The 11,352-nt window shown below is 69.5% G+C and carries 10 protein-coding genes; 4 read left to right on the top strand and 6 right to left on the bottom strand.

The features are described from left to right. Positions 1-180 precede the first annotated feature (180 nt). Both QN245_RS10630 and QN245_RS10625 read left to right on the top strand, forming a co-directional pair. Positions 181-1,938 (top strand): ABC transporter permease, encoded by a 1,758-nt coding sequence (locus QN245_RS10630; protein ID WP_317843145.1) that lies wholly within the window; start codon positions 181-183, stop codon positions 1,936-1,938. Between the two features lie 16 nt (positions 1,939-1,954). Beyond that, a complete protein-coding gene (locus tag QN245_RS10625) occupies positions 1,955-3,274 on the top strand; it encodes an ABC transporter ATP-binding protein (RefSeq protein ID WP_184447960.1) in 1,320 nt (439 codons plus the stop codon). A 726-nt stretch (positions 3,275-4,000) separates the two neighbouring features. Here the strand turns inward: QN245_RS10625 and QN245_RS10620 are convergent. The 6 genes from QN245_RS10620 to QN245_RS10595 all read right to left on the bottom strand — a co-directional run bounded on the left by QN245_RS10620 (position 4,001) and on the right by QN245_RS10595 (position 8,497). Next, the gene (locus tag QN245_RS10620; RefSeq protein ID WP_317843144.1) at positions 4,001-4,300 is read right to left on the bottom strand and encodes a hypothetical protein; all 300 of its coding nucleotides are present in this window, start codon (positions 4,298-4,300) and stop codon (positions 4,001-4,003) included. A 131-nt stretch (positions 4,301-4,431) separates the two neighbouring features. After that, a complete protein-coding gene (locus QN245_RS10615) occupies positions 4,432-5,622 on the bottom strand; it encodes a methyl-accepting chemotaxis protein (RefSeq protein WP_160960851.1) in 1,191 nt (396 codons plus the stop codon). A gap of 163 nt (positions 5,623-5,785) precedes the next feature. Continuing rightward, positions 5,786-6,400 (bottom strand): high frequency lysogenization protein HflD, encoded by a 615-nt coding sequence (gene hflD, locus QN245_RS10610; protein ID WP_317843143.1) that lies wholly within the window; start codon positions 6,398-6,400, stop codon positions 5,786-5,788. Next, a complete protein-coding gene (gene mnmA / locus QN245_RS10605; protein ID WP_317843142.1) occupies positions 6,397-7,539 on the bottom strand; it encodes a tRNA 2-thiouridine(34) synthase MnmA in 1,143 nt (380 codons plus the stop codon). The genes hflD and mnmA overlap by 4 nt, the downstream gene beginning before the upstream one ends. Continuing rightward, a complete protein-coding gene (locus tag QN245_RS10600) occupies positions 7,536-7,994 on the bottom strand; it encodes an NUDIX hydrolase (protein WP_317843141.1) in 459 nt (152 codons plus the stop codon). Before QN245_RS10600 ends, mnmA begins: the two co-directional genes overlap by 4 nt. Further along, positions 7,994-8,497 carry a hypothetical protein gene (locus QN245_RS10595; RefSeq protein WP_184447957.1) on the bottom strand — a complete coding sequence of 168 codons (504 nt, stop codon included), beginning with the start codon at positions 8,495-8,497 and terminating at the stop codon, positions 7,994-7,996. The genes QN245_RS10600 and QN245_RS10595 overlap by 1 nt, the downstream gene beginning before the upstream one ends. A 76-nt stretch (positions 8,498-8,573) precedes the next feature. Between QN245_RS10595 and clpS the strand changes: the two genes are divergently transcribed. Then, positions 8,574-8,894: an ATP-dependent Clp protease adapter ClpS gene (gene clpS / locus QN245_RS10590; RefSeq protein WP_019796528.1), complete on the top strand. Its 321-nt coding sequence runs from the start codon at positions 8,574-8,576 to the stop codon at positions 8,892-8,894. 123 nt (positions 8,895-9,017) lie between these two features. Continuing rightward, positions 9,018-11,300: an ATP-dependent Clp protease ATP-binding subunit ClpA gene (clpA, locus tag QN245_RS10585; protein ID WP_317843140.1), complete on the top strand. Its 2,283-nt coding sequence runs from the start codon at positions 9,018-9,020 to the stop codon at positions 11,298-11,300. Positions 11,301-11,352 lie beyond the last annotated feature (52 nt).

The raw sequence follows: 11,352 nt of genomic DNA, 5'->3' as shown, positions 1-11,352 counted from the left end.
GCGGTTGCGTGGCGCGGCGACGGCGTGCGTGTGCCATCCAGCCGGTGCATGCCCACGCGGCCGGCAGCGGCTGACGCACGGCGTACATCTTCCCCGGTCACACTGGGCGGTCCGCTTCGCGACCCGCGCCAGCGTCCTTTTTCCTTGCGGCGTCCGCTGCCGCTCCTGCCGGATCTTCCCATGCTGCCATTCGCTCGCGACCGCTCCGCGCCCGGACAGCTCGCCGCACGCCCCGGCGTGCTGCCCAACCTGCACGATCTGGCGGTGTTCGCGCTGCTGCTGGGCCTGGGCGCGCTGCTGCTGCACGGCGCGTCCGACATGCGCGCGCCGCTGCCGCCGGCAGGCACCGCCGCGGTGTCGCTGGATCTGTGGCAGCTGCCCGAATACGGCCTGCGCACCACCTTGCGCATGTTCGCGGCGATGGCCGCCTCGCTGGTGTTCACCTTCGTGGTGGCGACTCTGGCCGCCAAGAGCCGGCGCGCCGAGCGGGTGATCGTGCCGGCGCTGGACATCCTGCAGTCGGTGCCGGTGCTGGGCTTCCTCACCTTCACCGTGACCTTCTTCCTCGGCCTGTTCCCCGGCCGCCAGATCGGCGCCGAGCTGGCCTCGATCTTCGCCATCTTCACCAGCCAGGCCTGGAACATGGCGTTCTCGTTCTACCAGTCGCTGCGCAACGTGCCGCGCGACCTGGACGAGGTGTCGCGTGGCTTCGGGCTCAGCGCCTGGCAGCGTTTCTGGCGGCTGGAGGCGCCGTACGCCACGCCCTCGCTGATCTGGAACATGATGATGTCGATGTCCGGCGGCTGGTTCTTCGTGGTCGCCTCCGAGGCGATCAGCGTCGGCGACCACACCCTGGAACTGCCCGGCATCGGCTCGTACCTGGCGCTGGCGATCGGCCAGCGCAACTTCGCCGCGGTCGGCTGGGCGGTGGTGGCGATGGCCGTGCTGATCGCGCTGTACGACCAGTTGCTGTTCCGCCCGATCGTGGCCTGGTCGGACAAGTTCCGCGCCGAACTCACCGCCTCGCAGGACAAGCCGCAGTCGTGGCTGTACGACCTGCTGCGGCGCACGCGCCTGGCCAAGCGCCTGGTCGCACCGCTGGCCTGGATCTGGCAGCGCGCCATGCTGGTGCGCTGGACGCCGCGGCGCCAGCCGCAGCCCGTGGCGGCACCGCGCGCATCCGGCCGCAGCGGGGTCTGGGGCGATCGACTGTGGAGCGCGGCGCTGGCCGTCGCCGGTGCGGCCGCGGCCTGGTTCGCCTACGACTATGGCCGTCGCCATCTGGGCCTGCACGACCTGTCCGAGGCCTTCGGCGGCGGCCTGGCGACGTTGCTGCGGGTGGTGGTGCTGATCGCCCTGGCCAGCGTGGTGTGGGTGCCGATCGGGGTGTGGATCGGGCTGCGTCCGAAGGTGGCGCAGCGGGTGCAGCCGCTGGCGCAGTTCCTGGCCGCGTTCCCGGCCAACGTGTTGTTCCCGTTCGCGGTGCTGGCCATCGTCAGCACCGGCGCCGACCCCAACATCTGGCTGTCGCCGCTGATGATCCTCGGCACCCAGTGGTACATCCTGTTCAACGTGATCGCCGGCGCCAGCGCGTTCCCCACCGATCTGCGCGAGGCCGCGACCATCTACCACCTGCGCTCGTGGACCTGGTGGCGGCGGGTGATCCTGCCCGGCATCTTTCCGTACTACATCACCGGTGCGCTCACCGCGTCGGGCGGTTCCTGGAACGCCAGCATCGTGGCCGAGCTGGCCAGCTGGGGCCACACCCAGGTGCAGGCTTACGGCCTCGGCGCCTACATCGCCCGCGCCACCGCCGCCGGCGACGGCCCGCGGGTGCTGCTCGGGGTGGCGGTGATGTCGCTGTTCGTGACCCTCTTCAACCGCGCGGTCTGGCGACGCCTGTACGCCTTCGCCGAACGCCGCCTGCGTTTCGACTGATTCCTGGAGACCGACCATGAGCTATTCCGCAAGCGTGCCCGAGCGCGCCCCGCTGGTCCGCGTGCAGGGCGTGCGCAAGACCTACGACAAGGGCGGGGCGACGCCGCTGGTGGTACTGGAGGATGTCGACCTGACCCTGCACTCGGGGCAGATCGTGGGCCTGCTCGGCCGTTCCGGCTCGGGCAAGTCGACCCTGTTGCGCGCCATCGCCGGGCTGCTGCAGCCCAGCGCCGGCAGCATCGCCTTCCGCGACGCCGCGCCCGGCCAGGTTGCCGACGACATCGCCATGGTGTTCCAGAGCTTCGCCCTGTTCCCGTGGCTGACCGTGCTGCAGAACGTGGAAGTCGGCCTGGAGGCGCGCGGCGTGGCCGCCGACGAGCGCCGCCGGCGCGCCCTGGCGGCGATCGACCTGATCGGCCTGGACGGCTACGAGGGCGCCTATCCGAAGGAACTGTCCGGCGGCATGCGCCAGCGCGTGGGCCTGGCGCGGGCGCTGGTGGTGCGGCCGAAGCTGCTGCTGATGGACGAACCGTTCTCGGCGCTGGACGTGCTGACCGCCGAGACCCTGCGTACCGACCTGCTGGATCTGTGGTCGGAAGGGCGCATGCCGATCGAATCGATCCTGATGGTCACCCACAACATCGAAGAGGCGGTGTTGATGTGCGACCGCATCGTGATCTTCGGCGCCAACCCGGGGCGGGTGATCGGCGAGATCGAGGTGACCCTGCCGCAGCCGCGCAATCGCCTGGCACCGGCGTTCCGCGCCCTGGTCGACGACATCTACGCGCGCATGACCGCCAGCCCGCAGCGGCCACAGACCCGCGAAGGCGTGTTCCCGGGCAGCGGCATCGCCATGGTGTTGCCGCGGGTCTCGAGCAACCTGATGGCCGGCCTGATCGAGGCGGTGGCGGCCGAGCCGTACCACGGCCGGGCCGACCTGCCGCCGCTGGCCGCCGGCCTGCAACTGGAAGTGGACGAACTGTTCCCGATCGCCGAGACCCTGCAACTGCTGCGCTTCGCCGTGTTCGAACAGGGCGACCTGCAGCTGACGCCGGCCGGGCAGCGCTTCGCCGAGCTGGGCACCGATGCGCGCAAGCAGCTGTTCGCCCAGCACCTGGCCACCTACGTGCCGTTGGCCGCGCACATCCGCCGCGTGCTCGACGAACGCCCCGCACATCACGCGCCGGCGCGCCGCTTCCGCGACGAGCTGGAAGACCACATGTCCGAGGCCTATGCGGCGGAGACGGTGCAGGCGGTCACCAGCTGGGCGCGCTACGCCGAGTATTTCGCCTACGACAAGCAGGCGGACCTGTTCTCGCTGGAGAATCCGAGCTGATCCGCCAGCGGTGTACGGCGTCGCGTAGAGCGGCTTCCGCCGCGACCCGACGCCCGACAGTGCGGAAGCGGCTTCAGGCACTGGCCCGGATGCGATGCCGGTCGATGTCGCATCTCTATCGCCGAATTCGCGCTTGCATCAACGATGCCGCGATCTGATCGCGGCCGTTGTGGCAGGGATTTGAATTCCGACTGCAAGCGCATCAACGCTACCGGAGGGCGTCACGCGTCGCGACTGAAGTCGCTCCCACAGGAGCGTTCCCGCGCTCCGGCGCTGAATTGCGTTGGAAGCTTTACCCACGACGCTGGATGCGATGTCGGTCGATGTCGCAGCTCGCCGCCGAATCCGCTTCTGGAACGACGATGTCGCGATCTGATCGGAGTAGGTGTGGGAGGAACTTCAGTCCCGACTGCAGGTGGCCGGCCGGGCACGTGTCGCTCGCTTGCCGCGACCAAACGGCATTGCGCATCGCTGCGTCTTGCCGTGGTCTAGCGAGACCAGACATCGCCTTGTAGGAGTGGCTTCAGCCGCGACGAGCATTACCGATACCGCCTTGTCGCGGCTGAAGCCACTCCTACAGATGCGGAGTGCGGACGATCGGCTCGGCCTCACGCGCCAAGCGAGATCCAACGCGATGAGGTTGGGTGAATCATCTTGGCAGTGCTCCGAGCGCATGCCACGCACAGGCTCCGCTCGCCGCCCGCAAACGCAACCGCCGCGATCGACTCAGTCGCCGTCGTAGAGCGGGAAGTGCACCGGCGGCGCCGGGGTGCCGGCGGCGGCGACCGCGCTGCCGTTCAGGCCCATGTCCCAGGCCAGGCCGGCCCAGACCGGGTCGGCGATGCGCGCGTCCTGCTGCGTCGGTGCGTGCGCGATCAGCAACTGCCGCAGTTCGGCCTGGGCCAGGGTCTCCAGCCGCCGCAGTGCGTGGCCGGGCTGGCGCGGCGCGGTCACCGGCCGCGGGCCAGGATCGGCCACCGGCTCGGACGAGGACGCGTGTGCGCTGCTGCGTTCATCGCAGGACATGGCCGCAACTCGGGACAGGGACTGGAGAGGCATCGACATCGACGGGGCCGGACGGGAAGGGCAGAGACGACAAGCCCCGGCAGGGGCCGGGGACTCGTCGGTTCATGGCGCGGAGGACGACAAGGCGGGCTTTAGAACAGCTCGACAGTGCCGGCGCCCATGCTCTGCTGCGCCACCGGCTTGTGCGGCGGGCGCTCCCACTCGGTGCGCATGTCGCGCAGGCGGTTGCCGACCCGCTGCAGAGCGTCGATCAGTTCGTGGTCGAACACCCCGCCATTGCGGTGCAGCAGTTCCTGCAGCGCCACGGCCTCGCGGTTGATCGCGGTCAGGCGGTCCAGGTGGGTGTGCACGCCGCCCAGGGCCTGGGTCGCGATGTCCTCGAACTGCAGGGCGCGCACCGCTTCGGCGACGCTGCTGTCGATGGCGCGGCCGCACTCGGAGATCTCGCGCATGCCGTCGCCCAGCGAGTGGTTGATCGCGGCCACGTTGTCCAGCATCGCCGCGGCCTCGGCCCGCGCCTCGCGGGAGCGGTCCATGTCGCGCGAGGCCATGTTCGAGACCGTCTCGCGGACCTTGGCGATGGCGTCCTTGGAGCTGTGCGCCAGCTTGCGGATCTGCTCGTTGAAGGTGGTCGAGCGCTCGGACAGGTTGCGCACCTCGTCGGCCACCACCGCGAAGCCGCGGCCCGCCTCGCCGGCACGCGCCGCTTCGATCGCCGCGTTCAGCGCCAGCAGGTTGGTCTGGTCGGCGATCGACTTGACGTCCTCCAGCAGGGCGAAGATGCCGTCCAGATGCTGGGACATGTCGTCGATGTAGTGCACCGTGGTGCTGCTCTGGCCGCTGACCTGCTCCAGTGCCTCCACCAGTTGCTCCATGCGCTGGCTGGCATGCTGGGCGAAGCGGGCCACGTCCACACCGGCACCGCCGTCTTCGCCGGCGCGGTCGACGATGCGGGCCAGCGCCACGCTCTGCTGCCGCGACTTGCGGTTCATTGCCTCGAAGCTGCCGCCCAGGCCGCTGACGGCTTGGCGGATCAGTTCGCGGGCACGTTCGATCTCGGAGCGGGAGCCCTCGATCTCGTTGCCGACGAAGCTGCGCAGTTCGTTCAGCAGGTGGTCCTGCTCGCGCATGACCTTGGCCTGCTCCGGCGAGCGCCGGGTCTGGCTGTACGCGGTCCAGCCGGCGAAGCCGAGCCAGCTCAGCGTCATGGTGGTGAGGATGGCCCAACGGACCGGGGCCGGCCAGTCGAAACCGGCGGCGATGGGGAACAGCAGCGTCAGGGCGAGCGGGGCGGCCAGACGGATCAGGAGGCGTGAGTACATGGACGTTCTCGGCAGATTCACGATTGCTGTATCGGCCGTCCCCCCCGGGTCTTTAGCAACGCCGTGAGCGGATCATCGAAACCTGCCGACATTCATACGATCGGCGTCGCAGAACGGCCGAGCGGGGCGCGCTGCATGGCCCCGCGCCGGTGCCCTCGCGGGCTCAGCCCAGCGCGCGGTCCACGGTGTCGCGCATGCGCCGCTTGGCCAGCAGGAAGTCCCACAGGCTGCCGCCCATCTGCCGCCACAGCACCGCCGCGCGCACCGCCGCCAGCAGCAGCGCGCGGATCTCGGCCACCACCCCGGCCTGGCCCAGGTAGTGCGGATTGCCCTGCACCATCACCCGGGGGCGCAGGTGGCTGATGGTGTCGGCGTAGAGCTGGCCCATCGCCGCGATCACCTCCGGGTGGGTGCTGTCGCCATGGCGCTCCAGCAGCGGCGCGATCCGGGCCAGGCCGGCGTCGACCTTGGCGTCGGTCTCGGCATCGCCGGCGAAGCGCCGCTCCAGCTGGATCACCGCCAGCGCCAGCCGCGGCAGCACCTCGTCCTGGCCCTGGTTGCGGAAGTAGTTGTGCAGCAGGCGCAGGCCTGGCGCCAGGTCGGCGCGGCGGCCGTACACCGCCTCGGGGCTGGGCGCGTCGATGCGGAACACGCTGTCGAGCAGGGTGCGCACCAGCGACGCCTCCGACTGGCCGGTCTCGGCGATGCGCCGCACCTGCTGCAGGGCCTGGGCCATGCCCGCCAGCGCCAGCATGCGCGCGTCCATGGAATCGGTCATGGAATCGTGTCCTCGTGTGCGGCGGGTGCCTGCTGCGCCAGGCGGCGCTCCAGCGGGGCATCGGTAGTGGCGATCACGGCGCCGCCCAGGCATTCCTCGCCCTGGTACAGCACCAGCGACTGCCCGGGGGTGACGGCGCGCTGCGGGCGCGCGAAGCGCACCGACAGGGTGCCGTCGTCGCCGACCTCGACCGTGCAGGGCTCGTCGGCCTGGCGGTAGCGGGTCTGGGCGGTGCAGTCGAAGCGTCGTGCCGGCGGCGCGCCGGCGATCCAGTGCGCGGTCTCGGACTGCAGCCGGTTGGCCATCAGGTAGGGGCTGTCGCGGTCCTGGTCGACGTACAGCACGTTCCGGGCGACGTCCTTGCCGACCACGTACCACGGCGCCGCGGCGCGCCCGCGCACCCCGCCGATGTTCAGGCCCTCGCGCTGGCCCAGGGTGAAGTAGAACACCCCCGGATGCTCGGCCACGACCTGCTCGTGCGGATCGCGGATCTCGCCGCGCCGGGCCGGCAGGTAACGCCCCAGGAATTCGCGGAAATCGCGTTCGCCGATGAAGCATATGCCGGTGGAGTCCTTCTTGGCATGGGTCGGCAGGCCGGCCTCGCGGGCGATGCGGCGCACCTGTTCCTTGGGCAGTTCGCCGACCGGGAACAGGGTCGCCGCCAGTTGCGCCTGGCCCAGCTGATGCAGGAAGTAGCTCTGGTCCTTGTTGCGGTCCAGCCCACGCAGCAGCCGCCAGCGGCCGCCGACGCTGTCCACCCGCGCATAGTGGCCGGTGGCGATGCGTTCGGCGCCGAGTTCGCGCGCCGCGTCCAGGAAATGCTTGAACTTGACCTCGCGGTTGCACAGCACGTCCGGGTTTGGGGTGCGCCCGGCGGCGTATTCGGCCAGGAAGTGTGCGAACACGCCTTGCCAGTACTCCTGCGAAAAATCGCGGAAATGGAACGGGATGCCCAGCCGCCCGCAGACCGCCACCGCATCGCGGCGGTCGTCGTCGGCGCGGCAGTCGCCGCTCCCGTCGTCGGCCCAGTTCTGCATGAACAGCCCCGACACCGCCGCACCCTGCTGGACCAGTTGCCAGGCCGCCACCGACGAATCCACGCCGCCGGAGACCCCGACCATGACCGTTGCGCCGCTCATGCCACCTGCCGCAACAGGTCCAGCGGGTAGTGGCGCCCGGCCAGGAAATCGGCCACCACCTGCCACACCAGCGGGCTGCGCCAGCGCGGCGCGGCGGCCTCCAGCTCGGCCGGGGTCATCCACAGCGCGCGCACGATGCCGGTGTCCAGCGGCCGCTGCGGGTCGTGCGCGACCGGGTCGGCGGCGAAGGCGAAGCGCAGGTAGTGGCGGCCGTTGTCGGCCTTCCACTGGTAGGCGCCGATGAACGCGGTCGGCTGCACCTGCCAGCCGGTTTCCTCCAGCGTCTCGCGCACCGCGGCCTCGATCAGGCTCTCGTCCGGCTCCAGGTGGCCGGCCGGCTGGTTCAGCACCAGCGCACCGGCGATGGCTTCCTCGACCTGCAGCAGGCGCCCGTCGCGCACCACCACCGTGGCCACGGTCACATCCGGCTGCCAGGGTTCTGCGGCCGCCGTCATCAGAACAGATCCTTGCCGCCGTTGAGTTCGGCGTCCATCGCGTCGGCGCCGCGGGCGGCCGCCTCCAGCGCCTCGCGCAGCGCCGTGTCGTCGGCATCGGCGGGGATCTTGACCACGAACACCGCGGTGCCGCCCTGGCGCACCCAGCCGCCGAGGATGTCCGACTGCGCATCCTCCAGCAGCCGGTTGGCGACCTTGGCGGGCAGGCTGTCGCCCTGGGCCTGGTAGGCCGGCGACCACACCTCGCGGATGCGGTAGCTGCCGAAGGTCTCTACCGGCGAGCGCACGTAGGTGAGCTGCTTGCGCTCGCGGCCGTTGTCGCGCAGGCCGAACAGCACCTGGTAATCGCCGTCCTCGTCGGCCTGCACGTCGTAGCCCAGCGCCTGCAGGCGCTTGCCCAGCGCCGCGTCCGGCGGCTCGGCGGCGGCCGGCAGGGCCACGGCGAGCAGCGCGGCGAGCAGCGGAACCTTGGGGAACATCGTCGAATGCATGCGAAGCGCCATCGAAAGGAGGGGAATTGTGCGGGCAGGGCCGGCGATCGTCCAATCCGGGCCGGCGGCCCCCGTATATAATGGGCGGATGCCCCGCAAGAATTCCCCCGAGCACGATCATGGCGTCATGGTGGAGACCGGCAAGCCGGAAATCGCCCGCCCGCCGATGTATCAGGTGCTGCTGCTGAACGACGACTACACCCCGATGGACTTCGTGGTGACGGTGCTGCAGCAGTTCTTCTCCCTGGACCTGGAGCGCGCGACCCAGGTGATGCTGCACGTCCATACCCGCGGCCGCGGGGTATGCGGGGTCTATACCCGCGAGGTGGCTGAATCCAAGGTGGCTCAGGTGAACGAGTTCTCGCGGATGAACCAGCACCCCCTGTTGTGCACGATGGAAAAAGCCTGATAGTGGGAGGCGTCGGTCACCGGTTTGCCCGGACTAACGCGGTGTGAACACACTGATCCGATAGGGTTGTGGAAATTCGCAACTCAAGCCACATATTGTTGGCAACAGACGTCGGAGTACACCATGTTCAGCAAAGATCTCGAGCAGACCATCGGCCAGTGCTACAAGCGTGCCCGGGAAGCCCGTCATGAGTTCATGACGGTGGAGCACCTGCTGTTGGCGCTGCTCGACAACCCCTCCGCCCAGGCCGTGCTCAAGGCCTGCGGCGCCGACGTCGAGCGGCTGCGCAGCGACCTCGAACAGGCCATCGAGGCCTCCGTGGCGCGCCTGGCCGAGGATGACGGCCGCGACACCCAGCCCACCCTGGGCTTCCAGCGGGTGCTGCAGCGGGCGGTCTACCACGTGCAGTCCTCGGGCAAGAAGGAGGTCAGCGGCGCCAACGTGCTGGTGGCGATCTTCGGCGAGAAGGACTCGCATGCGGTGTACTTCCTGAACCAGCAGGACATCACCCGCCTGGACATCGTCAACTACCTGTCCCACGGCATCGCCAAGATGGGCGAGGACGGCGAGCACGCCGCGCCAGCCGACGGCGAGCCCAAGGGTGAGGCGGGCGAGGGCGAGCCGAAGGGCGATGCCCTGGCCGAGTACGCCACCAATCTGAACGAGCAGGCCCGCAACGGCCGCATCGACCCGCTGGTGGGCCGCGCCGACGAGATCGAGCGCACCATCCAGGTGTTGTGCCGCCGCCGCAAGAACAATCCGCTGTACGTGGGCGAGGCCGGCGTCGGCAAGACCGCCATCGCCGAAGGCCTGGCCAAGCGCATCGTCGAAGGCAGCGTGCCCGCGGTGCTGGCCGATGCGGTGATCTTCTCGCTCGACCTGGGCGCGCTGGTCGCCGGCACCAAGTACCGGGGCGACTTCGAGAAGCGCCTGAAGGGCGTGCTGACCTCGCTGAAGAAGGTGCCCAACGCGGTGCTGTTCATCGACGAGATCCACACCATCATCGGTGCCGGCTCCGCCTCCGGCGGCACCATGGACGCGTCCAACCTGATCAAGCCGGCGCTGTCCTCGGGCGAGCTGCGCTGCATCGGCTCGACCACGTTCCAGGAATACCGCGGCATCTTCGAGAAGGACCGCGCCCTGGCGCGGCGCTTCCAGAAGATCGACATCGTCGAGCCGACCGTGGGCGAAACCTTCGAGATCCTGCAGGGCCTCAAGCCCAAGTACGAGGCGCACCACGGCGTGACCTATGCCGACGACGCGCTGCAAGCGGCGGTGGACCTGTCGGTCAAGCACATCGGCGACCGACTGCTGCCGGACAAGGCGATCGACGTGATCGACGAGGCCGGCGCGCGCCAGCGGCTGCTGCCGGAAGGCCAGCGCAAGGAACTGATCGACATCGAGGAGATCGAGACCATCGTCGCCAAGATGGCGCGGATCCCGGCCAAGCAGGTCAGCGCCACCGACAAGGACGTGCTGCAGCACCTGGAGCGCAACCTGAAGATGGTGATCTTCGGCCAGGATCCGGCGATCGAGACGCTGTCCTCGTCGATCAAGCTGGCGCGCTCGGGCCTGGCCAATCCGGAAAAGCCGATCGGCAACTTCCTGTTCGCCGGTCCCACTGGCGTGGGCAAGACCGAGGTCACCAAGCAGTTGGCGCTGCAGTTGGGCATCGAGCTGGTGCGTTTCGACATGTCCGAGTACATGGAGCCGCATTCGATCAGCCGCCTGATCGGCGCGCCTCCGGGCTACGTCGGCTTCGACCAGGGCGGCCTGTTGACCGAGAAGATCGTCAAGACCCCGCACTGCGTGTTGCTGCTGGACGAGGTGGAGAAGGCGCACCCGGATATCTTCAACATCCTGCTGCAGGTCATGGACCGCGGCGTGCTCACCGACACCAACGGACGCGAGGCCAACTTCAAGAACGTGATCCTGGTGATGACCACCAATGCCGGCGCCACCCAGGCCTCGCGGCGCTCGATCGGCTTCACCCAGCAGGACCACTCCACCGATGCGATGGAGATCATCCGTCGCAGCTTCACCCCGGAGTTCCGCAACCGCCTGGATGCGGTGGTGCAGTTCCAGCCGCTGGCCTTCAGCCACATCCTGCGCGTGGTCGACAAGTTCGTGATCGAGCTGGAGATGCTGCTGCAGGAGAAGCACGTGTCGCTGTCGGCGACCCCGACCGCACGCGACTGGCTGGCCCAGCACGGCTTCGACCCGCTGATGGGCGCGCGGCCGATGGCGCGGGTGATCCAGGACAAGGTCAAGCGCCCGCTGGCCGACGAGCTGCTGTTCGGCAAGCTGGTCAACGGCGGCCGCGTCACCATCGACGTGCGCGACGGCGAGCTGGTGGTGGAGACCCAGGCCGAGCCCGAGCGCCTGCTGCCGGCGACGGTGGACTGAGGCCGACAGGCACGACGAAAGGCGGCTGCAGAGGCTGCAGCCGCCTGGCGAA

The sequence above is a fragment of the Xanthomonas rydalmerensis genome, assembly GCF_033170385.1.
GTDB classification, from domain to species: Bacteria; Pseudomonadota; Gammaproteobacteria; order Xanthomonadales; family Xanthomonadaceae; genus Xanthomonas_A; species Xanthomonas_A rydalmerensis.
The sequence above is the reverse complement of the archived record's forward strand: the minus strand, read 5'-3'. Positions and strand labels throughout refer to the sequence as shown.